The following is a 23,090-nucleotide window of genomic DNA, read 5'->3' on the forward strand; positions in this document are numbered from 1 at the left end:
TGCCAATTTCCCTCCATTTTAGCGGTTTTCAGCCCGGTTTTGAACTTGCTTAAGTTGATTCATATAAAATCGCACATGGCTATAGGTTGACCGGAAATCGAATTCCCGATTAATAATATATTTTTTCGCGCCAAGTCATTCCGCAAATATATGTTTACACATATGCGGCAAAACTAATTTAGCTTTTTTATATATTTATTGCTCGATTGCCCGACGAAACCACCTTTCTCCTTGAGGATACAAATTCGCGTTCGCGGAACTTAAAGAGCCCACGTTATGACCATTCTTTGCCCATCAAGCCGGAAAGCTGACGAGCCATTTCAACGGGGCGCTGGAAGCTGCCTCGAAAATTGTATTCTATGTGGCACCCTTCAGCGCCCCGATCATTCTATCATCCACTATGCCGACACACCGGCCCTGTGCGTCGGTTTAATTCCTGCCTGCTATCAATGCCTTTTGCTCGCATTCCCTTAGTGCCAACTCAACTTCATTCACCTGCCATCACGCTCTCACCTGACCGAAACAGAAAACAATCGTAATGGCTTGCGTCTTTCCACCACGATCATCCCGGCTTCACTTCCCACCTGGAGTACCAGCGTGGAATTGATTGAAAAAGACCATAGCGGAATAATGTCTCGCGGTAAAGTGATTTGTGAATATTTTCCTATTTAAGTGCGCACAAGATTCATTGCCGAACTGGATTCATGCGCACCTCACGAAGCAGAACTTCTGCCGTAAATGTTTGTGTTTTTAGATTGTCCTGACTGGTTTGAGGCGACAACTCAGTATCGTGATCGCAAGAATGTTTCACCTTGTCGAACGGACAAAACGGGACTGGGTAGGACACGCAGTTATAGAGGAGCGTATCCCAATGATCGGACTCTGCGGAGCGCATATAGTGGCTTCATAAAGTGCCTTGGCTACTCAGACATCCTCCGACGGGAACGCTTCGGCTTTCCTGCACCTGTACTTCCCACCCCTCCGGGCACCGTTGGGATCAAAGCCGCCAATTTAGGTTTTCACGGCCGTCTGGCTAAGGCAGCGACCGCAGGTGCAGCAGGGGCGACCTTGGGTAAGCCAAGCAATTCAGCAGCGCGTTCGATCCGTACCCGTGCCAATCCGTCCTGCATGTGAGCTCGCTGCAGCATCTCCTTATGGACCTCTGAATACCACGTACTTTCGGGAGCCAGTGCAGGATAATGGGTTATCACTTTTTGTCGCTCTTTCAGTGCGTTCCCGATCCAGTACCAACCCTGCTTCGGAGATTCCAACCAAGCATCCACAAATGCTCCCGGATTCACGTACGCAAAAATCGGAATGTCCTCATATTCCAAAGTTGCGCTCCGGCTGTGGCAAACCATGTCGAAGAATTTTTGTCCATCCGTTTTCACAGCTTCCAGCAACGCAGGGACTTTGCCAGGAAGAATGTCACACAGAGCACTCGTCCGAGCACTTACGAGATAAGAGAAAACGTCATGAAAATCAGTTTGATAAGAATCAGCGACCCAATACATGACGCCGCCGGACCCGTCCTTGAACTCGTCGGTCCACATCCAGCCCGCTTTTCGCGGGGGCAGACGCTTTGCCGCCACGAGATCATCGATATAGATCTTGGCATCGTCAGCGATCTCCTTCGGAGTGACCTTAAGAACGCCACGAGACGCCATCATCATCTTCAGAGCAACAATGTGTAGGAACTCACCGGAATCAGTTACCTGACGTTTGTCGAATTGCTCGTTCATCCGGGCTAATGCGGGATTGCTGTACTCATCATCGATCTTGTCGAAGCTGCCGACAATCTGCCAAGGTGGGGCAGCCTCCTTCGCAAGAAAGTAGGCACTGTTGTTCAACGACGTGCGGATGCGCTCCTCTGTAAACCGGCCATCGAACAGCATTTCCGCCAACACCTCATCGCTCAACAATGTGCTTCCAATATCGATCGATTTGAACTTCTGGGCTGCGTCGTATATCGCGCATTTCAGTGGCGCTTCCTTCTTCGCGCGCCCAAGCTCCATCCTATGCGCTAAGATTTTTTCCTTTCGCCTGAAGATATCTTCTCGCTCAAGCTTATTGGTTCTTGTCTCGATGCCCAGCGCCGAAAGGAGGCGGATCAACTCCACCAACGCCATGTCGTTCTCGAAATGGCGCTCTTCAAGAGCATCGGCAAGACGACCGACATCCTCAACGACGTGGCGAAGAATTCGCAAAGAGGACGTTCCGGACTCCCTGAACGTGGAAAGCACCTCGCTCCAATGGGCACCAAGCTTGTCAGGCTTCTGTGGGTCCTTAAAAATGGCGACGAACTCACCGAAGGCGGCCTCAACATTCGGCTCTACGTGGAGGGTTTGACCGAAGACCTTCTCCTTAGTGTCAGCAAAGGTCTTAACCACTTTACTGTCATGCGCGATGACAATAACTCTGCAGCCGTGGTGTTCCACATATCGATTGATCATTCCGAGCAGCACAGCATTCTTAACGGTACATCGCTCGAGGTCGTCCAAGATCAGTGGGCGCGAACTGTCAACCTCGTTCTTGATAAATGGGCCAGTCAGAAGGCTTGCTAGCCCTCCGGTCCCTAAAGACCCGAGTAGCGGAATGTCAACGGACGTGCTATCCATCTTCTCGGCAAAGCGCTTCAACGCAGAGGCATTGGGGAACATCTTAGTAAAAATCTGGGCTTCAATCTCGCTAGACGTGTTGAGGCCGAAGAGACTGATGTAGTGGGCATGTGTATCTGGAAGCGCACGCCGGACTTGATGGGTTTTACCCGTCCCCCACTCCCCGGTCACCAGTACAGCATAGCCTGGCTTAAGCCGTCCGACATAATACTCCAAATACTTCTCGAGGTGGCTTTGCGGCTTGATCGCCAGTGAGATTACAGGCGCGGGTTCTGCAGAGGTGACCTTCACAGAAGTTTTCCGCTTAAATAGGCTCATTGCGTCCTCCCGTTTCCCAATCTTCAACCAGTAGGCGTTCGATAGCAAAGATTTCGCTCGTTCTACAAGTCCGTTTCGGTCATCCTGTGATTGAAGCGAAATACCGTTGGCGAAAACGTCCACATCTCTTGGACAAGACGCTGTAAACCTTGCAAAATTCCTCTGATACGTCTCTCTGAGAGGATGCAAAACGAAAGGGGTACATCTGATGTCGATAAACGTGTGGGAGCAAGATCTTCTCAATCGCGAGTGGGACGCAGAATACCTCTATCGACTCTCACTTGGTCGCAACCAAGAAAACGTTCGCACACAAAAAAGTTCTTTCGTGTTAAACATTGATGCGCCATGGGGTCAGGGCAAATCTTTTTTCCTAAATGCGGTCTACAAAACGGTGCTCGAGAGGGGACACCCGGCGGTTTTCATAAACGCTTGGCAATACGACTTTGTCGACGATCCGTTCTCAATATGCGTTGCCGCGCTTGATGAATATTTCAAAATTCTAGAGACGCAAAAGACAATAACAAAGACAGAAAAGTTTCAAAAAGGACTTAAAATAGTTCGGTCGCAATTCCTAAATATCACTCTGACACTCGGCAAAGCTGTCCTAAAAAAAGCTATAAACAAAGTTGCTGAGAACGGCTTTGATACAATTACGGAGAGTTTAGCAACAGGGCGTAGCCATGGAGCGACTGAAAAAGGATTTGCAGAGGATGTTGCAGACACAATTGAAGAGCAGATTGGTACTTTCACCGAGGCTGCAATAGATAAATTTGCGCAAACGCAAATTGACAATATTAATGAGACAAAGCGAAGCCTTGGCCTCTTCCAAGGTGGCTTAAGATTGATAATCGAGGCAATGGGAGAAAGCCAAAGTCACCAATTGCCGATGTTCATTTTCGTAGACGAACTCGACAGATGCAGACCTACTTATGCAATTTCGATGCTTGAACGAATAAAGCACATTTTTGACATCCCAAATGTCGTATTCATTATATCAACGGATACAGAGTCGCTGAGCCATTCAGTGAAGGCAGTATATGGTAACGAATTTAGAAGCAGGGAATATCTAGGCCGTTTCTTCAACCGGACCTATAAGCTGCCAGCGGCCTCAAACGAAAAAATCATACTGCAAATGCTACAAGAGCGTGGCACCGATATCTCTAAATGGTCCGTCCCGACGCGTGATGATGGCATAAAAAATATTGTGGTGTTTTTAGATCAAACATCCTCCCAATACGAGATGAATATCCGACCTGTGAAATATGCAATCGAGATACTAATGGACATCACGTCCGCTTGGGACGCCTTATATAAGATCGAGTTAACTTATCTTTTCACGCTAATATGCCAATTTGTGAAGACCGGTGAAATCGATGACGTGGCGTTTCGTGACAAGTTGCAAGCCATAAAAGGCTGGAATTTTGAGCTAAATTACAAATTGACATCATACAAAGAGATCATTTCTGGGGTTGGAAGTTTTTCCAATAATACACTCATGGACGCGATTGACGGTGTTCAAAAGCAAATCAACAACGGGGCTAGTCCGATTTATTCGTATTTCCATAAAATACTAATTGAAGAATTGGATGCTGGAGATCGGGCCCTCGCAATGAAGGGTCCAACATCGTACTCAAAATATAAGGGAATGATTTTGCACTCGAGACATTTAACCTAACTCTGGAGTACACCCGGCAATCGGACAGACTCCATACCGAACGGATCACCACCTGCATCTTCAAGATGCTGGCTTGCGCACTCACTAACCACTAGAAAGCACCCCATGGCACCCCGCAGACCGCTAAACCCACGAGACGCAGCCGAAGCCTTGTTTTCTGCGCCAAAGAAGGTCGCGGCACCTGCCGTGGAGAAACGGGCTATTCCCGGGACCAAGGAACTTGTGAGCCTGAAGATTGACAGCGATGTTCTGGCGCATTTTCAGGAAGATGGCCCCGGCTGGCAGGAGCGGATGAACGATGTTCTGCGGGCCTCTATGTTGGCGGCAGACGACAAGGAGGCTTGAGGCGGCGGCAGGTCGTTTCTGGTTTTAGACGAGGGACACCTTTGTGCCGCTATCCAGCACGATGTGCAGGTCTCGGATCATTCCGGCGGCCAGCAGGAACGTTTCCCGTAGCTCAGCATCATCAGTCAAGCCCTGATCTGCCGCTGATGCGGTTGTCTTGATATCCGCAAGGGTATCGTGGCCGGGGCCTTTGGGTATGCCTGCGGCTTGCCGCAAATCTTCTATCGTTGCCACGGCGCGTTGCAGCATGTGGCGCTTATGGGACGCATCAAGGCGTTCCATGCGGTTGGCATCTCGAACAAGTTCGCCAATGATATCTGTCGTCTGGCTCATGCTTCATGAAAATGCCAGTCGTGCCTGATACGTCAACCCTGGGTGGGGGCGGAAATTCGCGATAGCTTTCATTTCATTTTGCATGTGATCGAACCGCATCACGCTTTGATGGTTATCTCAACTAGGCGAGGCCATTGCGAAGGCCGATGGGGTGAGGATGCGACATGCGGACTGAACATTTTATGCTGCCCGAAAGCAACTGGGTGCCGAACAACCCGAACTTTCCCGTGATTGTCTACCGGCAGATTGAGTTGGCCGGTGGCTCTGCTGACTTTGAGGCTGTCTTTGCTGCCTGCGGTTGGACGGGCATTTGGCGCAACGGTGTTTTTGATTATCACCACTATCACAGCCATGCGCATGAGGTTCTGGGCGTGGGGCGTGGGGGCGCCAAGCTTCAAATCGGCGGGCCGGATGGGCCTGTGCTGGATGTTAGCCAGGGGGACTGCCTGATACTGCCTGCTGGAACGGGGCATCGCAACATGGAGAGCTCGCCAGAGTTTCAAGTCGTTGGCGCCTATCCGCCCGGACAAAGTGCCGATATTCAGCGCGCTGCACCGACAGCGGCGATGCTGGCCACGATTGCGGCGCTGCCCAGGCCAGACAGTGATCCTGTTCTGGCGTCATCTGGTGGTTTGAACGCGCTATGGCGGGAGACGGCTGGTAGCACAATACGGCGCTGATTGGCTTCCAAATAAAGGGTTTGCACAGTGCAATCACGAAGATGGGTGATGGGCTGACGGAACAAACAGCGATCAAATTTGTTGTTATCCACTACCCGAAATTGCTCATATGCGGTGCAAAATGGATTCTCGCGTTGATAACGCTGCTCTTCCCCTGCTTTCTTCTCAAGACCTTGAAGAAATTGACCGTTTTCACACCGCCTGGTGTGAGGAAAACGACGTGAGCAAAACCGACGAAAGAGCGGTGGAAGTGGCATCTGCCCTGATCGACTGGTATGTGAAGAGCCCATCCTACCGCCAGCGCGCCAAGCTGGACCGCCCACCTGATGTGCCTGTTTCGCAGGAAATTGAGGCTTTGCTGAAAGACCTTGGACAGGCGAAGTAAGGCAAGCGGTGCACTGTTTCAGGGCTGGATTTTATTTTCAGGCCTTTGAAGGAATATTACCTTCAACAGCTGATTCAATTTTTGAACTTAGAATGGATGATCATCGCGAAGTCATGCAATAAATAGGAATGCGGCATTAGCAGAATATTAAACACACTTTGATCGCGGTGTTAGGCATCATAGATCTGCAAGGAATAACTGATATTGTCTCACGTTGTCGAACTGAGGCCTTTCCATGCAAAATCGCCGTCAATTTATGCTCTATTCCGCCCTTGCTCTTAGCGGGCTTTCTGCAACAAGAGAGGCCTATTCTGGCCAGCCCATACTCAAGATAAACGGGTCCATATCGGGAGAGACTAGATCCTTTGTGCTTGACCTCGCCGCGATGGACGCGATGCCTAAAACGTCTTTTGCTACATCGACGCCTTGGCATAAGGGTGTGACTGAATTTAGCGGTGTAACTTTGCGGGATTGTCTTGCTGCTCTGAAACTCAGCGGCACGAAGCTACAACTCATTGCTCTTAACGACTATGTCGTTGAGGCAAACCTTTCAGAGCTTCAGGCAGCTGACGCTCTTCTCGCTACCCGCCAGAACGGAAAGATCATGCCCGTTAGCGACAAGGGCCCGATTTTCCTTATCTTTCCTTTCGATAGCCGCCCCGAATTGCAACATCAGAGCTATTACAGCCGTGCTGTCTGGCAACTAGCCGAAATCAATATCCTATGAAGCGAATGCGTGAGACGATTGAACTTCCTATTCGACATCGACGTCTCAAGGTGGGCCTGACACTTGTAACAGCGATACTTGCACTGATCGCGGTGGTCGGTTCTATCCTTGCGTTCAGCTATCAGCGACATATCATTGAAGCGTCGCGATACAACAGCACCTTCGATCTCGGCCAGACCGCTGTTGAATTGCTGCGACTGCAGTTGGCTTTAGAACAGAGTGATGAATCTGGAGATATTAGCGACGTATCGTTTCGCCTGAGTATTCTCACCAACCGTCTTGGCGTTTTGACAGCCGGGTCGTCTGGTAACAAGCTCAAGCAAGAGACCATGATTAAGCAGCTTCACGACGTGGTCGTTTCGCTTAAACCTTTGGCTGCTGAGCCTTTCTCAGCACCAGCAATGCGCAACGGCGTTTCGCAGCTTCAGCCGTTCATCGCTCCCGTCTTGCGCTTGGGGTCTCTGTCGCATGCTAGCGTTGGTGATGAGATTCAGAGGAATCAAAGTCAGCTCGGCATCATATTTGCGACGATCTGCTTCGTGACAATGACATTTGCGGCTTTTGGCGCGGGTCTTCTGGCTTTCGTTTTCCGCCAAAACGGAAAATTGGACCGGGTCCTACGGAGAGATTCGCTCACTGGAATTACAAATCGAAGAGGTTTCAGCATTTCGATCTCGAAGAAGTCGGATGCCGTTCAGGCGATGATCGTGCTCGACGTCGATCACTTCAAGATTGTGAACGACACACTAGGCCATGGCTCTGGAGATCAATTGCTCGTCGAACTGTCTCGCCGCCTAAGCACGGCTTGCGCGGGCGCTGCTGTTGTCGCACGTATTGGCGGCGATGAATTTGCAATCCTGTATGATGGTTCCGACGCTTTGAGTGAAGCTGTGAAATGCTGCGAACGCATTTTGCTCGAAGTCCACGCGCCCTTTGAAATCGATGGAAGGGTTATACGTTCGACGGTTAGCCTTGGTGTCAGTTCCACATCGATGAACCATGATGAAGGCTCGGCGCTGTTCAGCCAAGCCGACATTGCGCTCTATGAGGCTAAAAATGCTGGGCGCAACCAATTCATGGTCTTCCATCCAGATATGAACAACAAGCTCACACGCTGGCGATGCCTCCAAAACGATTTGGGCAACGCCATTGAAAAAAACGAGCTGTTTCTGCTCTTTCAACCCATTGTCGATCTTGCCACAAACGAAACCCGCGGATTTGAGGCGCTCTTGCGCTGGCAACATGCTGGTCTTGGTTTGATCTCTCCTTCAGAATTTATTCCGATAGCTGAAGAAAGTGGTCAGATTGGCCCAATCGGATCATGGGTTATCGAGGCTGCCTGCCAGCAGGCAGCTCTTCTGCCGAACGATACCTTTATTGCTGTCAACGTATCTGCGTCACAACTTACAGACCCTTCGCTCGTGCTACAAACACGTGCATGCCTAACCAGATATAATGTTCTACCGCATAGACTTGAAATCGAAATCACGGAGAGCACCTTAATCGAGAATGACGAACGTGCCCTTTCAGTCCTCCATCAACTCAGGCTGATGGGCTGTCGTATTTCTCTGGACGATTTTGGTACCGGTTATGCTTCGCTCAGCTATTTGCGTCGCTTCCCCTTCGACAAAATCAAGATCGACCAATCCTTCCTTCAGGGTGCCACCCAACGCGAGGAAGGCATCGCGATTATTGCTGGCACCTGCGATCTTGCCCACCGATTGAAGCTTACAATCGTCGCAGAAGGCATTGAAACAACGGAGCACCGCGAAATTGTCCTGTCTGCAGGAAGTCATCAGGGCCAAGGCTATCTCTTTGATAGGCCGCTCACGGGGACAGCCAGTCTGTCACGTATAGCGCGTGAAAAATTAGCTCCAGAGACCGTGATGCGTGGCGCTTAGGTTCAGCCAGTAAGATGGCTGAATTTTTATGCTATGTTTTCTCGGTCAGTTTTCGGCTTGGCAAACGTTCAGGATGAGCTCTGATCAGCCGCAAAACGAAAAAGCCTGCCGCGGGAGGAGGTGCGGCAGGCTTTTCGAAAAGAACCGAACAGCGACTGGGAGGAGGAGTGCCGCTGTTCCGACAGACGTGCCCTGGGAGGAGGAGTGGGCAGTCTGAATTCGAAGCTCTGCGGGAGGAGGTGCATCGCTTCGATGGACACAAGATACCCGTTTTCCTCGCACATTAAATAGACGTTGTCGCACTGCAGCCATGCGACAAATGCACGGCCTCCTCATGACGAGAGAAATCTGCGACTCAGGCCTTCGTTGCAGTCCAGGTACAGAAACGCCCGCGTCATCAGCGGGCGTAGTGTTATTCAGTAAGGCCGAGAAGCGGGCGCTTAGCGACCGACCGACTGGCGGGCAACGCTTTGTATGTCGGCGCGGTTGATGCCGAGGTCCTGCAGTTCGCGTGAGCTCATGCGGCCAAGTTCGGAAACGGTCTGACGGTACTTGCGCCAGTTGTTAAAAGAGCGTGCTACGTTCATGATGATCCCCTTTCGTGAGGTCTCTTGACGCCAGCAACCTTGCTTCGGTTCCAACGTCGTTTCGATGATTGAAATATAGGCCTCTGCTCACCTGCCGATAAGGCACAAGCTCTCAGGTCGGCCATGCGCTGAAGGCATAGGTTCAAATACGGGATGATTTCAAGGGTCTATCAGGCCCGGAACCGGTCGAAGGCAGTGAGGCTTCTGGTTGGTGGATCAGCGTCGGGATAGCGGTAGATTTCGTCTCTGAGATAGCGAAGCTCTTCATCGATTGCCTCTTCTCCAACCTCAATCCACCAGGATTTGGGACGGCCGTCGCTTCCGTCGGACCAGCGATAACCTCGCGCTTTCAAGTGATCCTTCATATCGAAGGGACTGTTCTCGGCAAATATCCGGACACGCGATCTCTGGCTTGCCTCATAGAGCTCGGCGAAAGCAGTGGATACCGACCCGGCCGCCTCGCGAGCCAGAACCTCCAGGAGTGCAAAGCAATCATCTACAGCCCGATGACCCTCATGGAAGTAACCTGCCTGCCCGATGAGGTAGCCGAGCTTGGTGCCCTCATATCCGCGTGACGTCCAGTCGATTTCGGAGTTGGAGCAAGCCCATGCCTTACCGGAGAACAAATCAGAAAACGCCTCGCAGAACGGCCGGTCAAAACCGGCATTGTGGGCGATCAACAGATCCGCTGGTTCGATCAGCGCCTGCAACGCAGCCATATCGATTGACTGCCCGGCCACCATATCATCAGTGATCCCGGTAAGCTTGGTGATTTCGGCGGGGATGGAGACGGACGGCTGCCGAAGCCCTCCATAGATCCCAGTCACGTCACCGATGTTTCCTGTCGCATCGAATGTGAAGGCGATCACGCCAATCTCGATAATCTCATCCTTGCGCGAGCTAAGGCCCGTGGTCTCAGTGTCGAGAATGATGCCCTTGAGCGGGTATTCCGGACGCAGGACTGGTGAAATTGCACGTGGCATCAGTTTCTGCAGTATTCGGTAGCGGCCTGTCTCCGACAGATGACGGACCATGTCTTCTTCGCTCATCGGGATGGCATGTTTTCCGACCTTGGCGGATTTGAAGGCGTCACGCCTCACCACCTGCTCTCGCGGAGCCTGCTCCGAAAACATGTCAAACTGTTCTGCCATTCTCGTCCCAAAGCCCGCCGCTAATTTACCATCTTCAAACACGGCACGCTCTGCAGATCAACCTTCTTGGTGATTTGCGATGTCAGCCATCATGGCTGGCAAGGCTCACAACTTCACAGTTTCACTGCAGTGACAGTTCTTTGGGCGTTGTCCAGAAGCGTCCAAATAGGAAGGGCATACCAGCTGTAGCAGGAACACCGAAAGCAGTTCGCCTCCCGCAAGACCGAAGGGTTGCCGCAGTGGAGCTTTTGAGTGGATCAGAACCGTCGATAAACAGGTTTCAAACGACAAGCCTTTGATAGTTGAAAACCGACCCAATAGTTCCCCAGTGATGTGGTCGGAAAGTCTCACGCCTTATTTCACAAGGCCGCCGAAATGACCGGCAGCCCGTGAAGCACTCATTGAGAAACCGAGAAGCCAAGCTGAGAGCGAGGACTACTCGGCTTCCTTCCGCGGCTCTTAGAACTTCACGCCAAGGCCAACACGGATCGCGTGTTGATCGACATCGGAGTTAACCGACGCACCGCCGAGAGAGAAATCCTTGTTACCAAAATCGGTGTAACGATACTCCACCCTCCCGAACATCATGTCGGTGAAAGCGTAGTCTAGGCCGACGCCAACAGTGTAGCCATTGAAGGTTTCCTTTTCGGACGAAAAGGCTGGTATATCGAGATATCCGCTACCGTAAGCCCAGCCGGCTGTGCCGTAGATCAGGGCTCGGTCAAAGGCATAACCGACCCGTCCGCGAACCGATCCCTGCCAGTCGAAACCATACTCCACATCAGGGCCGCCGAGGTCAGCGGAGTCGTCTGCCCAACTCTTTTCGAAGTCGGCTTCCAAGCCCACCACCCAGTTGTTTCCAAGATCATAGTTGTATCCGACGAAGCCTCCTAAGAGACCACCGTCGAAATCAGCAGTATCCGTAGCGCCTCCGCCGGAAACATCCTGATTGTACCAACCGTACCCGCCTTGGATACCGATGTTGAAACCGTTCCAACTGAATGCGGGCGCTACATCCGCAACCGGCGCAGCAGGTGCCTCGTAAACAGCGTCGGCAGCCATCGCCGTAGATGCCGTCAGAATGAAAGCAATCGTTGTGACGAACTTCTTCATTGTCTTTCCTCTCCCTATCGTGAGAAGAAATTAATATTCAATCTTTCTAAAAAAGCCATAGCTGTTATGTTGCAAATTTTCACCCGGCAATCTCTGCCTTGCGTTCTTCATCCGTCCTGAGAAGTCAACGTGCAAAGCCTGGCCAGCGCCCGTTCGGTATCCTCTACATCTCTTGCCAGGAGCTTCTTTTGCGGCGGTCAAGTTCTCCGCCTGCAAGGAGTGCATCCACAAGTTCCAGAATGTCGGCGGCTTAGACCACGACCCTCGCCGCGCCCTTTTGCACAGCTTCCTTGATATGGTTGCGGTTAGCGGATGGCGTCAGACGATCTGCGGGGAAGAAAATCACTCCCGTCAAGCAGGTAGGATGGCTCCGGCGACGTTGAGTTGCTTTCCGCTACTTCCGGTATGCTGGACATAGCTCATTAGCCTGGCGCAGCGGCAATGCTTTTGGCATCAAGAGTGATCAGCAGTGCAATAACGAAGGCTGCGATTGTGGCAAACAGAAATGCGCCGAAGAAGACGAAGACTGCTCTTGCCCGGCCCATTCCCAGATCGTGAATAAACCACCGAACCTGAGCCTGCGCATACCATATCATGGCGACGATGATCGTAATGAGACCAGCGAGCGCACCCTCCTCTCGGGGCATGCTAACGAAATCGAAACCGACGACAAGGACGAATGCGAAGGGAGCGGCAACATAGCATTGGCTGAAGAATGGCGGACGAAGCGAGTTGCGTGTGATCCTGATGTTCTTAGACCGCAGCAGCGTCACGGCCATGCACAAGGGAAAAATCCCAAAAATCACTCCTCGCGCAATCAGAAGGTTAGATGCAGAACCCAGTTCCTTGGCTGCGGCTGCAGAATCGTAGATCGAGGGCAGCGCACTCGAGAGCCCTTGCGAAAGAAGCAGAGTGATCAACAGGAACAACGGTGGACTGAGGGTGTCCTCGTACTGGTCTTCCGGATTGTCTGCCAATTCGGTGTCGGCGTAGCGCATCATCTCCAGCGGCCTGACGATGGAGCGCCACATGGTCACAGGATAGAACACCAGCCATGACACCAGCTCGTAGAGTAGTTCTTCGAGCGACTTCAACAGTTTCATGAAGTCCAAAGGCCGTTTCCTCCCATCAGTCGCAGACCTGTAAGTCCGCTCTCTTAACAGCGAGAGCCGCCTACGTCACGGTGGCAGTGCTTCCAGTTCTTACCGTTTATAAGTTCGCAGGCATACTCTTGACTGATTCTATTGTCGATCAAAGTAACAGCGGGAATGCCCCTGGGACGGGACAGGAGTTTGAGGGACAATGAACCCTCGCAACGATTTCGGGATGCATGCGTTGAAGATCACTTGCTGCTAACATAAGATCTGAGGAGCCCATTGATGAGGATCATGCAAAGCCTGATACTGAGTGCAGCCCTTCTAACTGCCGTGCCATCTTTCGCGGATGATACGAGACGCGAAGTTGTCCATTTCGCCCCGGGATCGTCCAGCTCCACCATCAAGTCTTCCGTGAAGGGCTATCAGACCGTCCAATACTCGCTGTCCGTCACGGCTGGCCAGAAAATGAGCGTCCAGCTCGATTCCAAAAATTCCAGCCTGTATTTCAATGTGACCGCGCCGGGTGCGGATGCGGCAATGTACAACAGCTCGATAGACGGCAACGGGACAACCATCACGATCCCTTCAAGTGGCAAATACCTCATCAATGTCTATCTCATGCGCAATGCGGCCCGCAGAAGCGAGTCTGCCAGCTACGACCTGACACTCTACGTCGAATAGGCGATCCAGTCGTCGATGGGCGATGATGGGGGGGTACAGCATGAAAGCTTCAGAGACTTTATCCCAGGAGGACTTTCCTTTCTACGATCGCACGCCCGTCGAGATCAAAGGGCTGGGCTGGCTGACTATTATTGCGTCGGTTGTGGTCGCACTTCTGGCGCTCTCCCTTATTCCACTGCGCAGTTTCCCTTATAATCTGGTGCCGACGCTGCTTTTCGTCGGTATTCCGCTTCTGGCTCTGAGGGTCGTGGCCGGACAACACTGGAGCTGTCTTTTCCGTCCGCTGCATCTTCGATCTTTTGTACTCATGCTGCTGTTCGGCTTAGCCACACTTGTGGGGTCAATGGCGGTCGGGTGGGTTTTGCAACGGTTTTTCGAGCTGCACTCCAATCCGGTCGCAGATGAGATTGCAGTTATGTCGGCGGTGCAGATCGGTGAGGCATTCGTTGCCACCAGCATACAACTGGTCGGTGAGGAGCTTTTCGGGATATTGCCCTTCCTTGCGGTGCTCTGGCTTTGCGTCAAGCATCTGCACTTGTCACGGAAGTTGGGGATCCTGATCGCCCTCGTTGTCTCGGGACTGCTCTTTGGAGCAGCGCACCTGCCGACCTACGACTGGCATTGGGCGCAGTCCCTCATCGGGGTCGGGTCTGCTCGCATCATCCTCACGCTCGCTTACATCACCACCAGAAACCTCTGGGTCTCGGCGGGCGCCCATATCATCAACGACTGGGCAGGCTTCATCTTTGTGCTCGAACTCGGCGATGTGCCGATCAATCCGGAGGCGTAAGAGCAATCTGACGGCTGTCATCTCACATCAGATCTTCGCTTACTGGCATTCAAAAGGAGGAATAGGAAATGCGAAAAGTTGCGATATCTCTCACTGGTATGGTCTTGCTATCCGCCCTGCCCGCTCAGGCGAACGATGTCCACCAGACCAAGTGCAAGGGCAACAGCGGTGCATGCATCGAAGAAGCCCAGCGTGTCTGCGGTGGTGACTACCATGTCCTCTTTAGTGAAAGCCACGCGGGCGGTTTGCTGGGCGACACTATTCCGGGGCCGGTGACCTGGTTCTCGCTAAGTTACGAATGCCCGAATTCTCGCGGCGAGCGACCGGACTTTCCGTTCCGAGGCAATACCTACTCGCCGCCGCCCGAACGGTCTGTCGAGACGACATCAAGGCAGCGAGTCTCTGTCGGAAACATGGGCAAGTTCTGCCAGGGTGAGGCTTCTTCCACCTTCGGTCGTAGACCTCAGGACATACTGACCCTTCCGGTCGAAAGAACGGGGGGCGGCTTCACAGTCTATGGGCAGTTTCCTCCAGAAGGCTCGAGGGTCACAACATTCGAGTGCAGGTTCGACTCGTCGGGAGCGTTCAGGCGTGTGGTTCGCGACTAGCGTTGCGGACGGGGCACGCGGCTCACTGCGATGAGACTTCTGCTCTAGGGAAATCGCTGCATAGGCAGCATGCCTTGGATCAGCATTCAGCATCATGACAAGCCCGGTGCATTGTTATAACTGGAAATAGAAAGCAGCAAACGGGAGGTCCGCCTGCGACGCTCGAAAATTATCGCCGTTTCGTTCCTACTTGGGATACTGGGTGCCGGCGTTCCGATCTTTGGCATGCTCTGGATCACATGGGCTCTTGCCCGAAGTGACGAGCAGGCAATGCTCAACACTGTTGCAGAGCGTATCTTGGTTCGGGCAACCCGCGCCGCATCGGAAGCGGAAGCTGCTATCGCCATGCTATCCAACAGCGATAGCGAACCTTGCTCAACCGCAAATATCGCCCTGATGCAGCGTGAAGTCTTCAATACACTGACGATTGAGGAAATGGGATATCTTCAGGACGGAACTCTACGATGCACGTCCTGGAACACGCTTCTCAATCTTCCGGAGACTACTGCGGACTTTCGAACGGAAAGTGGCTTGGACGTGACCTTTGCCCTGAGGCCAGCCCTCAAGGGTGGCACTCCCAAGCTAGCCTACAGAAAGGACAACTATAACGTCCTTGTCGATCCTGCTCGATTTGTCGATGTGATCACAGAACAGAAAGTACATATGGCATTGGCCGCAAGGGACGGCCGCATCTTTGCGCATACCGAAGCTGCCGATCTAGCGGCAATCCGACGGATTGTCGCCCAGCCTCAATACGCCCCTGATGAAACCTATGCTTACGGGGTCGTTAAATCCGACGACTGGATCGCTATCGCCTTTGAACCGCATCCAGCGCTGTTGAGCACGTTGCGACGAGAGCAACTCCTCATGCTTCCGCTTGCTCTCATGCTCGCGGGCGTGATGGTGGCGACCGTGGTCTGGTTTTCAAGACAGAGACTGTCCATGCGCCGCGAGCTTGAGATCGCGATCCGCAAGCAAGAGTTTACAGTCCATTACCAGCCACTTATCGACTTGAAGAGAGAGCAGTGTATTGGCGCGGAGGCTCTGGTACGGTGGAAGCGCCCGGACGGCAGTTGGGTTCGCCCGGATCTGTTCATCCCTGTCGCGGAACAGTCAGGGCTTATCCAGAAGATTACTGCACAGGTCATTGGCAGGATTGGGCAGGACATCGGTCAGATCTTGTCCCAGGCCCCGTCCTTGCATATCGCCATCAACCTGTCGGCTCAGGACCTCGCCGACGGTGGCTTTCTCCAGCTTATCGACGGACTTGTTAGTGACCATCGCCTCGAACCGAACCAGATCTGGTTAGAGGCCACTGAGCGTGGCTTCCTCGACTACGCCGCAGTCAGGGAGACAATCTTGCGGGCACACCAGTCAGGCTATGTTGTCTGCATTGACGACTTTGGAACCGGCTACTCAAGCCTCCAGCATCTTGAACAGCTTTCGTTTGATGTCCTGAAGATCGACAAATCCTTCGTTGACAGTATTGGTATCTCATCGCCAAAAAGTATGGTGATCCACCATATCATTGAAATGGCGAAATCGCTCGGAGCCCGCATTGTAGCGGAGGGTGTGGAGCGGCCTGAACAAGCGGAATACCTCAAGGCAAAGAAGGTAGAATTTGGACAGGGATGGTTGTTCGGTCGTGCATTGCCGAACGACGAATTTGCCGCTTATCTCCAAGAGCGCTCCACCATCGCTCAAGGAAAATCCCTAGTCTGAGCAGCAGGCACGGTCGTACCAAACAACGCCTTCAGGCGGCAGAACTGCCGACCCTCAGTTCAGTGGGTCGGTCTGTCTCAATTTTTCAGTAGCCAAATACTTTCTCTTCCGAATTGCCGGCGCGCTATCGCTCCGAATCTAGATCGAACAAAAAAAGCGCAGCCACAGACCGCGCTTCCTCCATTTCGGCTTAGCAACTTCAATGCAATCCAAACAACCCGAGCAGTTCCTCTCGCTGGCGCACGAAACCTGAAGCGCTACGATCGCGGGGCCGGGGCAAATCGATGTTGATCAGCCGCGGTTCACCGCCCTTTTCTCGCGGCAGGATCAGGATGCGATCGGCGAGGAAAATTGCCTCTTCGAGATCGTGGGTCACGAGCACCGTCGTCACGTCCTCCTCCCTCCAGATGCGCGCCAGTTCCTGCTGCATGCCGATCTTGGTCATGGCATCAAGCGCACCCAGTGGTTCGTCGAGCAACAGAATCTCCGGCTGGACGGCGAGCGCACGAGCGATGCCGACCCTTTGCGCCATTCCACCTGAGAGCTGGCGCGGATAGGCGGTTTCGAAGCCCTTCAGCCCGACCAAATCGACATAGCGTTGGGAGACCAAGCGCGATTCCTCGCGGGACACACCCCTGGTTTCCAAGCCAAAGCCGATGTTGTCGATGACCGTCAGCCACGGGAGAAGACGGGGCTCCTGGAAGATGACGGCCCGCTCGGTTCCGACACCGCGAATGCGGCGACCGTCGATCAGTACGTCGCCGCTGTCCGCCTCATCAAGCCCCGCGAGAATGCGCAGAAGCGTCGTCTTGCCGGAGCCGCTGGCACCGACGATGGCGAGGCTTTCGCCGGAGCGGATGGTAAGGTTCAGGTCTTTCAGGACCGGCAGCGGTTGTCCGTTTATTGTGAAGGTCTTGGAGAGGTGACGGATCGTCACCTCTCCGCGGCTGGTGTTGAACTGAGCGAGGGCCATAGATCAGTTGCTCGCAGTTTCGGAGGTGTAGAGAAGATCGTTGGCCGATAGCTGGCCTTGTTTCAGTTTGCCTTCGCGAACCAGAACGTCGATCCAGAACTGCAGGTCGCGCTCGACCGCCTTGCCGCCTGGACGCACACCATAACCACGGAAATACTGCGCGATATCGGGATTTTCACCTCGCTCGGCCAGAGCCTTGGCGAAGATTACCTTAGTTTCCTTAGGATGCTCGCGCGCATAGTCGAGGGCGCGCTCGGACTGTTCGACGAAGACCTTGCCGGCTTCCGGGTGTTTTTCGATGAAGTCCCGGCGCAGAACGATGAAGCCACCGGCGATTTCGCCGAGCACATCGGTATCGTCGAAGATCGCACGTAGCCCGCCCTTCTGCTTCGCCACGCCTTCAAAGGTCGTCTGCCAATAGCCGAAGGCCGAGATATCGACCTGCCCCGAACGGAGGACCTGTTCAAGTTGCGGTCCCGGAACGACGATCTGGTTGGCGGCATCCGTCGGCAAACCGACGGAGTGCAAGGCTTCCCGGATCGTGTAATCGAGATGGGCACCGAGCGTGTTCACTGCAATGCTTTTTCCGGCAATGTCCTTGATGTCGCGAATGGGACTGTCTTCCAGCACGTAAAAGATCGACTGGACCTCGTTGTTGATGCCATTCGACGGATAGGCAGCGACAAAATCGTTGCCGCCGACGATCGAATTCAAGACGGCGGAGGTTGCGGCACTGCCGATTTCGACATCGCCCGAGGCGAGCGCAATGAGCGAGGCGGGCCCACCCGTGGCGTAACCGACATTCTCGATGGTGATGCCGGTGCCATCGAAATAGCCGAGTTCGGCGGCGAGTTCATGCGCTGACAAGCCGCCTTGGCTGGCGAGATAGCGGAACTTCACCTCCTCTGTGGCGAAGGCGGAGGCCGAGAGGGCGAAAGTGAAGGCTGCGGAGAGAAGGAATTTGCGGGAATGGAATGTCATGGGAGAATCCTTCGGATCACGAATTTTTGGATGAACTTTGATACCTGGTCAGGCCCAGCGGCACAGCCGCCGCTGCATAAGGACGAGTGCGGCATTGGCGGCGAGGCCAAGCAGCGCGAGAAGCAGGATCGCTGCGAACATAAGCGGGATCTGGAAATTATATTGAGCGTTCATCACCTGGAAGCCGATGCCCTTGTTGGCACCGATCATCTCGGCGGCGATGAGGAGCAGCAGTGCCGTCGTCGCGGAAAGACGCAGGCCGACGAAAATCGCGGGGACGGAGGCCGGCAGAACCACGCGGCGGAATATCTGCAGCGATCCGGCCCCGTAGGTGCGGGCCATCTCGATAAGTTTCCGATCCACCTCCTTGACGCCGCCAATCGTCGACAACAGAACCGGAAAGAGCGTCGCCCAGAAGATGACGAATATCTTCGACGTTTCGCCGAGGCCTAGAAGCAGGATGAAAACGGGATAGAGGGCGAGCGCCGAGGTCTGACGAAAGAACTGCAAGAGGGGATCGAGGGCTCGCTCAATGGCCCTCACCTGGCCCATGAACAGGCCAAGCGGGACGCCGAGCCCGACGGCAGCGACGAAGGCTATGCCTGATCGCTGTAAACTGATGGCTATATCGTCGACGAAGGCACCCGTTGCAATCGCGTTCCACAAGGCCCTGATGATCTGGTCCAACGGCGGAAAGACGGATGGGTTGACCCAGCCCAAGGTAGACGACGCCTGCCAGAGAACCAGGAAGGCAATCACAACTCCATAGCGCGCAAGGAAGGGTTTGATTGCCGACATCCCGTGTGTTAGCCAGCGTGGCGGGCGCGCCGCATCTGGGGCAAGGTCTAGGCCATAGGCCCTTCCGTGGCGGATATCTTCATAGGACATGGCGGACCTCACTCGGCTGCCTGCACGACCGAGCGGTCGGCTGCGTAGCGGTTGATGGGGAACGGCAAGCCGAGGTTTTCGCGGAGCGTCTGCCCCTCATAGGCGGTGCGGAACAGACCACGGCGTTGCAGCTCGGGGATAACGAGATCGACGAAGTCGTTAAGGCCCGTCGGCAGCCATGGTGGCAGGATGTTGAAGCCATCAGCCGCTTCGTTCTCGAACCATTCCTGCAGCGTGTCGGCGATCTGACCGGCGGTACCGACAATGGTGAAGTGACCGCGTGCCGAGGCGACCCATTGATAGAGCTGACGAATCGAGAAATTGTTCTCGTCGGCAATCTGGCGGATCAGCGCCTGACGGCTCTTCATACCCTCCGTCGGCGGGGCGGGCGGCAGCGGCCCATCAAGATCGTAACCCTTCAGATCGAGCGTGCCACCTGTCAGGCCGTTCAGAAGGCCAATACCGTCCTCTTCCAGGATGAGCGAGGTTAGGCGGTCATACTTCTCCCGCGCCTCAGCTTCGGTGCGACCGACAAAGGGCGAGACGCCGGGCATGACCAGAACGTGATCCGGATTACGACCGAGGCCACGGGCCCGGTTCTTGATGTCACGGTAGAATTCCTGAGCGGTCTCGATGTGCTGATGGGCGGTGAAGATCACCTCCGCTGTTGCTGCGGCTAGCCCCCGCCCGTCATCGGACTGGCCCGCCTGAACGATGACGGGATGCCCCTGGCGCGACCGGAAAACGTTCAGCGGGCCCTTCACCCTGAAATAGTCGCCCTTGTGAGCGGCATCATGAAGCTTCGCGGAATCAAAGAAGACGCCCGTTTGCTTGTCGCGAATGAAGGCATCGTCTTCAAAACTATCCCAGAGCTTCTTGACGACATCGACATGCTCGGCGGCGCGCTTGTAGCGGTCGGCATGCGGTAGTTGTGTCTCGCGATTGAAGTTCTGCGCCGTGACATCGCCTGTCGTTGTCACGACGTTCCACCCTGCCCGACCGTCAGAGATCAGGTCGAGCGAGGCAAACTTGCGCGCAGTGTTATAAGGCTCTTCGTAGGTCGTCGAGGCCGTCGCGATGAAACCGAGATGGGTGGTGAACGGGGCGAGCGCCGAAAATAAAGTGACAGGCTCGAACCCGGCAACGCGTGCGTTACCGCCTTCGCGCGCGCCGCCGAACCCCACGGCAAGACCGTCGGCCAGAAAATAGGCGTCGAACAAGCCCCTCTCTGCCGTCAGAGCCAACTGCTTGTGAAACTCGAAGCTGACGGCGCCGTCGGCCGGTTGATCCGGGTGCCTCCAAGAAGCGATATGCTGTCCGCCACCTGGAAGAAATGCTCCTAGTCTGATCTTGCGTGTCATGGCTGGTCCTCTCTCAGTCGATGATCGAATATGAGCAGCCTATATTGTCTATCGTTTTTATAGAGAAATGAGATTTCGAAGATTGAGCCGGATGGCAAATGGATTTGCGGGCCAAGCAATCGATGCGAACAAGCCTGCCGCAGATTTCGAAACGGTGCGAAGAAGGGATACGGTCGCGACAATCAGGGCTTGAACGGATAATTTATAAAAACTATGTAATTTGGACAAATTCAATTGCGGTGGCCATTGGCCGGATGTCTCAACAATGCTCACTAAAAAAGGCAAATATGGCCTGAAAGCGCTGGTCGACCTCGCCGGTCTGGAACCAGGGCAGACTGCCTTCGTGACCGACATCGCCACGCGAAACAATATTTCAAAAAAATTCCTCGACACGATCCTGCTGGAACTGCGCAACAATGGCTTCCTGCGCTCAAAAAAAGGACCGAATGGCGGATATGCCCTGTCCAAACCCGCCAACGAGATCATGATTGGGCAGGTCATCCGCGCCCTCGACGGGCCGCTTGCGCCAATTCGCTGCGCCAGCCGCACCGCATTCGAAGCCTGTGACGACTGTCGGGATCCCGCCTCGTGCCAGATCCGTATTTCCATGACGCAGGTCCGGGATGCGATGGCAGCCGTTCTCGACACGATGACGCTGACCCAATTCGTGGCGTCAGGACAGCCGGATCAGGATTTGATCGCTGGCGAATGATCACCAGCACAGCGTAATCGCGCCGTGTCCAGCGCGCGGCAAAATCGATCTATTTGTTCAAAGTCGATCGGGGGATCATCCACCTGAATGACATCGATCAGGGATGCGGCCTTTTGGATCATCCCGTCCAAGAGTTCGACTTCAACTGCCATGGCGGGTTCCGGCGGATTTGTACGCTTCTGGGCGTTGACGTGTCCGCGTGTGTAAGCAGCCTTTAGAAATGCCGTCATCAGACGCGCGAGACAGTCTGCGTTTTCACCAAGTGAAAGAACGTAGTCCGGGTGAACGGTCAAATCCGATGATGCGTCATTGCGCGCCGACACGTGCTTGTGGTCCAGAATAGCGACCACCGGCTCAGAGCCGGCGCCCGATGCCCCTATGATTTGCCAGTCAACCGCGCTGTTCGCTAGAACCGATCCACCATGCTCCAGAGCGAAAGCCAGACCCGACCGCACCAGCCTTGGTAGCGCGACGCCCTCGCGACGACTGCTAAGTTCGAAGACATCACCCAGCACGACGCGTGCGTAAATCGCCTTGCGCTGTTCTGTCGATCCGCTGGTCCGGATCATTTCCAGGGCGACAAGATGTCCGAGAAGCCGCTCGGCCACGGTGGTGCTCCACGTCGCGATCCGGCTGACAGCCTCCGCAACGATCAGGTTCGAAATATCCGCCCCTCCGAAGCCTGCCGGAATGGACATAGCGAGAAGCCCACTTGCGGGGAGAACAGAGTAGTGGTCCAAATTGCCGCTAGTCGCCAACGCTTCTAATCGATCGAGCGCGGCCACGACATCGCCCTCCCTTGTCAGGGCAAGCGGCACTGGTCGCAACAGGTCAGAAGTCGGTACCATCATTCAGACCATCCTTCACTCAGACTGATGTCACGTCAACGCGTGATATTTGCCATTCTGATAGAGCAGTGAACTGCCACCACCGATGCGTATGGACAGAACCCGGCCGATGAGGATGACATGGCTGTGTCGCTCGATCGCCTCCTCGACCTCGCAATCGAGCGCGGCAACCGCATCTTCCAGAATTGGCGCTCCGCTGGCAAGCCTCGTCCATTCGGACCCGACATAACGCTCGGCGCCTTTCAAGCCGCCGACGCCTGCAAACCGGTTTGCTACGTCCTGATGATCGGCGCCAATCACATTGACAGCAAAATGGCGGTAACGCTCAACGACGGGCCAGGTGGAGGAGGATCTGTTGAGGGATACCAACATGCGCGGGGGATCGACGGACAATGCCGTTGCAGAGGTGACTGTCGCGCCTGTGCGTTCCGCGCCGTCACCTGCCGTGATGACACTGACGCCGCCACCCAGCGTTCTCAAGGCCTCCTTCAAACCAGCCGCATCTGCCGGGCGATCCGACACTGAGCGCGTCCGGGGCTCCTGAAATTCACTTCTGGTAAAAATGTTCATCTGACCTCTCCGTGCACGCTTCATCT

At 54.2% G+C, this 23,090-nt stretch carries 22 protein-coding genes; 10 read left to right on the plus strand and 12 right to left on the minus strand.

The annotated features are described in order from the left end of the window. Positions 1 to 1,019: 1,019 nt before the first annotated feature. Positions 1,020 to 2,936, minus strand: a complete 1,917-nt coding sequence (locus IFT53_RS09545; protein WP_192064496.1) for a P-loop NTPase fold protein — start codon at positions 2,934 to 2,936, stop codon at positions 1,020 to 1,022. 208 nt (positions 2,937 to 3,144) lie between these two features. Here IFT53_RS09545 and IFT53_RS09550 point away from each other — a divergent pair, with 208 nt between their 5' ends. Then, complete coding sequence (locus IFT53_RS09550) at positions 3,145 to 4,611, plus strand: KAP family P-loop NTPase fold protein (RefSeq protein WP_192064497.1); 1,467 nt, start codon at positions 3,145 to 3,147, stop codon at positions 4,609 to 4,611. 105 nt (positions 4,612 to 4,716) lie between these two features. Continuing rightward, positions 4,717 to 4,956, plus strand: a complete 240-nt coding sequence (locus IFT53_RS09555) for a BrnA antitoxin family protein (protein WP_192064498.1) — start codon at positions 4,717 to 4,719, stop codon at positions 4,954 to 4,956. Positions 4,957 to 4,980: 24 nt separating this feature from the next. On the opposite strand, the gene IFT53_RS09560 is transcribed toward IFT53_RS09555, so the two are convergent. Continuing rightward, positions 4,981 to 5,289, minus strand: coding sequence for a hypothetical protein (locus IFT53_RS09560; protein ID WP_192064499.1), 309 nt, complete (start codon positions 5,287 to 5,289; stop codon positions 4,981 to 4,983). Between the two features lie 164 nt (positions 5,290 to 5,453). Here IFT53_RS09560 and IFT53_RS09565 point away from each other — a divergent pair, with 164 nt between their 5' ends. The 4 genes from IFT53_RS09565 to IFT53_RS09580 all read left to right on the plus strand — a co-directional run bounded on the left by IFT53_RS09565 (position 5,454) and on the right by IFT53_RS09580 (position 8,982). Next, the gene (locus IFT53_RS09565; RefSeq protein WP_192064500.1) at positions 5,454 to 5,969 is read left to right on the plus strand and encodes a cupin; all 516 of its coding nucleotides are present in this window, start codon (positions 5,454 to 5,456) and stop codon (positions 5,967 to 5,969) included. A 220-nt stretch (positions 5,970 to 6,189) separates the two neighbouring features. After that, complete coding sequence (locus IFT53_RS09570; RefSeq protein WP_192064501.1) at positions 6,190 to 6,354, plus strand: hypothetical protein; 165 nt, start codon at positions 6,190 to 6,192, stop codon at positions 6,352 to 6,354. A 235-nt stretch (positions 6,355 to 6,589) separates the two neighbouring features. Next, entirely contained in the window at positions 6,590 to 7,081 is a 492-nt protein-coding gene (locus tag IFT53_RS09575) for a molybdopterin-dependent oxidoreductase (protein WP_192064502.1), read from the plus strand. A gap of 5 nt (positions 7,082 to 7,086) precedes the next feature. Next, positions 7,087 to 8,982 (plus strand): putative bifunctional diguanylate cyclase/phosphodiesterase, encoded by a 1,896-nt coding sequence (locus IFT53_RS09580; RefSeq protein WP_192064503.1) that lies wholly within the window; start codon positions 7,087 to 7,089, stop codon positions 8,980 to 8,982. Between the two features lie 440 nt (positions 8,983 to 9,422). On the opposite strand, the gene IFT53_RS09585 is transcribed toward IFT53_RS09580, so the two are convergent. From IFT53_RS09585 to IFT53_RS09600, 4 genes are all read right to left on the minus strand, one after another. After that, the gene (locus IFT53_RS09585) at positions 9,423 to 9,569 is read right to left on the minus strand and encodes a DUF1127 domain-containing protein (RefSeq protein WP_082249986.1); all 147 of its coding nucleotides are present in this window, start codon (positions 9,567 to 9,569) and stop codon (positions 9,423 to 9,425) included. A 170-nt stretch (positions 9,570 to 9,739) separates the two neighbouring features. Next, positions 9,740 to 10,720 carry a 3'-5' exonuclease gene (locus IFT53_RS09590; RefSeq protein ID WP_192064504.1) on the minus strand — a complete coding sequence of 327 codons (981 nt, stop codon included), beginning with the start codon at positions 10,718 to 10,720 and terminating at the stop codon, positions 9,740 to 9,742. Between the two features lie 459 nt (positions 10,721 to 11,179). Beyond that, a complete protein-coding gene (locus IFT53_RS09595; protein WP_192064505.1) occupies positions 11,180 to 11,833 on the minus strand; it encodes an outer membrane protein in 654 nt (217 codons plus the stop codon). Positions 11,834 to 12,255: 422 nt separating this feature from the next. Next, positions 12,256 to 12,936: a permease gene (locus IFT53_RS09600; protein ID WP_244656302.1), complete on the minus strand. Its 681-nt coding sequence runs from the start codon at positions 12,934 to 12,936 to the stop codon at positions 12,256 to 12,258. Between the two features lie 276 nt (positions 12,937 to 13,212). Here IFT53_RS09600 and IFT53_RS09605 point away from each other — a divergent pair, with 276 nt between their 5' ends. The 3 genes from IFT53_RS09605 to IFT53_RS09615 all read left to right on the plus strand — a co-directional run bounded on the left by IFT53_RS09605 (position 13,213) and on the right by IFT53_RS09615 (position 16,731). Continuing rightward, entirely contained in the window at positions 13,213 to 13,611 is a 399-nt protein-coding gene (locus IFT53_RS09605; RefSeq protein ID WP_197980197.1) for a hypothetical protein, read from the plus strand. 40 nt (positions 13,612 to 13,651) lie between these two features. Beyond that, complete coding sequence (locus IFT53_RS09610) at positions 13,652 to 14,401, plus strand: CPBP family intramembrane glutamic endopeptidase (RefSeq protein ID WP_192064507.1); 750 nt, start codon at positions 13,652 to 13,654, stop codon at positions 14,399 to 14,401. Between the two features lie 878 nt (positions 14,402 to 15,279). Next, complete coding sequence (locus IFT53_RS09615) at positions 15,280 to 16,731, plus strand: EAL domain-containing protein (RefSeq protein ID WP_192064508.1); 1,452 nt, start codon at positions 15,280 to 15,282, stop codon at positions 16,729 to 16,731. A 199-nt stretch (positions 16,732 to 16,930) separates the two neighbouring features. Here IFT53_RS09615 and IFT53_RS09620 read toward each other — a convergent pair whose 3' ends face one another. From IFT53_RS09620 to IFT53_RS09635, 4 genes are read right to left on the minus strand one after another with little or no spacing between them, the layout of a single operon-like run. Continuing rightward, a complete protein-coding gene (locus IFT53_RS09620; protein ID WP_192064509.1) occupies positions 16,931 to 17,704 on the minus strand; it encodes an ABC transporter ATP-binding protein in 774 nt (257 codons plus the stop codon). Positions 17,705 to 17,707: 3 nt separating this feature from the next. Then, entirely contained in the window at positions 17,708 to 18,685 is a 978-nt protein-coding gene (locus IFT53_RS09625) for an ABC transporter substrate-binding protein (RefSeq protein WP_192064510.1), read from the minus strand. A gap of 48 nt (positions 18,686 to 18,733) precedes the next feature. After that, positions 18,734 to 19,573, minus strand: coding sequence for an ABC transporter permease (locus tag IFT53_RS09630; RefSeq protein WP_192064511.1), 840 nt, complete (start codon positions 19,571 to 19,573; stop codon positions 18,734 to 18,736). An 8-nt stretch (positions 19,574 to 19,581) separates the two neighbouring features. Further along, positions 19,582 to 20,934: an LLM class flavin-dependent oxidoreductase gene (locus IFT53_RS09635; protein WP_192064512.1), complete on the minus strand. Its 1,353-nt coding sequence runs from the start codon at positions 20,932 to 20,934 to the stop codon at positions 19,582 to 19,584. A gap of 265 nt (positions 20,935 to 21,199) precedes the next feature. On the opposite strand from IFT53_RS09635, the gene IFT53_RS09640 reads away from it, so the two are divergent. Beyond that, entirely contained in the window at positions 21,200 to 21,646 is a 447-nt protein-coding gene (locus IFT53_RS09640) for an Rrf2 family transcriptional regulator (protein WP_192064513.1), read from the plus strand. Here IFT53_RS09640 and IFT53_RS09645 read toward each other — a convergent pair. Beyond that, the gene (locus tag IFT53_RS09645; protein WP_192064514.1) at positions 21,622 to 22,497 is read right to left on the minus strand and encodes an acyl-CoA dehydrogenase family protein; all 876 of its coding nucleotides are present in this window, start codon (positions 22,495 to 22,497) and stop codon (positions 21,622 to 21,624) included. The genes IFT53_RS09640 and IFT53_RS09645 overlap by 25 nt on opposite strands. Before the next feature lie 27 nt (positions 22,498 to 22,524). Continuing rightward, complete coding sequence (locus IFT53_RS09650; RefSeq protein ID WP_192064515.1) at positions 22,525 to 23,064, minus strand: flavin reductase family protein; 540 nt, start codon at positions 23,062 to 23,064, stop codon at positions 22,525 to 22,527. Between the last annotated feature and the right edge of the window lie 26 nt (positions 23,065 to 23,090).

It is taken from the genome of Rhizobium sp. CFBP 13644, from assembly GCF_014842165.1.
Lineage (GTDB): Bacteria > Pseudomonadota > Alphaproteobacteria > Rhizobiales > Rhizobiaceae > Agrobacterium > Agrobacterium tumefaciens_C.

Bases quoted from the DNA above. Each gene is read 5' to 3' on its own strand.
- IFT53_RS09615 (WP_192064508.1), top strand. From the start codon at position 15,280: ATGCTCAACACTGTTGCAGAGCGTATCTTGGTTCGGGCAACCCGCGCC.
- IFT53_RS09600 (WP_244656302.1), bottom strand. From the start codon at position 12,936: ATGAAACTGTTGAAGTCGCTCGAAGAACTACTCTACGAGCTGGTGTCA.
- IFT53_RS09550 (WP_192064497.1), top strand. From the start codon at position 3,145: ATGTCGATAAACGTGTGGGAGCAAGATCTTCTCAATCGCGAGTGGGAC.
- IFT53_RS09630 (WP_192064511.1), bottom strand. From the start codon at position 19,573: ATGTCCTATGAAGATATCCGCCACGGAAGGGCCTATGGCCTAGACCTT.
- IFT53_RS09610 (WP_192064507.1), top strand. From the start codon at position 13,652: ATGAAAGCTTCAGAGACTTTATCCCAGGAGGACTTTCCTTTCTACGAT.
- IFT53_RS09650 (WP_192064515.1), bottom strand. From the start codon at position 23,064: ATGAACATTTTTACCAGAAGTGAATTTCAGGAGCCCCGGACGCGCTCA.
- IFT53_RS09640 (WP_192064513.1), top strand. From the start codon at position 21,200: ATGCTCACTAAAAAAGGCAAATATGGCCTGAAAGCGCTGGTCGACCTC.
- IFT53_RS09585 (WP_082249986.1), bottom strand. From the start codon at position 9,569: ATGAACGTAGCACGCTCTTTTAACAACTGGCGCAAGTACCGTCAGACC.
- IFT53_RS09555 (WP_192064498.1), top strand. From the start codon at position 4,717: ATGGCACCCCGCAGACCGCTAAACCCACGAGACGCAGCCGAAGCCTTG.
- IFT53_RS09545 (WP_192064496.1), bottom strand. From the start codon at position 2,936: ATGAGCCTATTTAAGCGGAAAACTTCTGTGAAGGTCACCTCTGCAGAA.
- IFT53_RS09625 (WP_192064510.1), bottom strand. From the start codon at position 18,685: ATGACATTCCATTCCCGCAAATTCCTTCTCTCCGCAGCCTTCACTTTC.
- IFT53_RS09635 (WP_192064512.1), bottom strand. From the start codon at position 20,934: ATGACACGCAAGATCAGACTAGGAGCATTTCTTCCAGGTGGCGGACAG.
- IFT53_RS09560 (WP_192064499.1), bottom strand. From the start codon at position 5,289: ATGAGCCAGACGACAGATATCATTGGCGAACTTGTTCGAGATGCCAAC.
- IFT53_RS09580 (WP_192064503.1), top strand. From the start codon at position 7,087: ATGCGTGAGACGATTGAACTTCCTATTCGACATCGACGTCTCAAGGTG.
- IFT53_RS09590 (WP_192064504.1), bottom strand. From the start codon at position 10,720: ATGGCAGAACAGTTTGACATGTTTTCGGAGCAGGCTCCGCGAGAGCAG.
- IFT53_RS09595 (WP_192064505.1), bottom strand. From the start codon at position 11,833: ATGAAGAAGTTCGTCACAACGATTGCTTTCATTCTGACGGCATCTACG.
- IFT53_RS09645 (WP_192064514.1), bottom strand. From the start codon at position 22,497: ATGATGGTACCGACTTCTGACCTGTTGCGACCAGTGCCGCTTGCCCTG.
- IFT53_RS09565 (WP_192064500.1), top strand. From the start codon at position 5,454: ATGCGGACTGAACATTTTATGCTGCCCGAAAGCAACTGGGTGCCGAAC.
- IFT53_RS09605 (WP_197980197.1), top strand. From the start codon at position 13,213: ATGAGGATCATGCAAAGCCTGATACTGAGTGCAGCCCTTCTAACTGCC.
- IFT53_RS09620 (WP_192064509.1), bottom strand. From the start codon at position 17,704: ATGGCCCTCGCTCAGTTCAACACCAGCCGCGGAGAGGTGACGATCCGT.
- IFT53_RS09575 (WP_192064502.1), top strand. From the start codon at position 6,590: ATGCAAAATCGCCGTCAATTTATGCTCTATTCCGCCCTTGCTCTTAGC.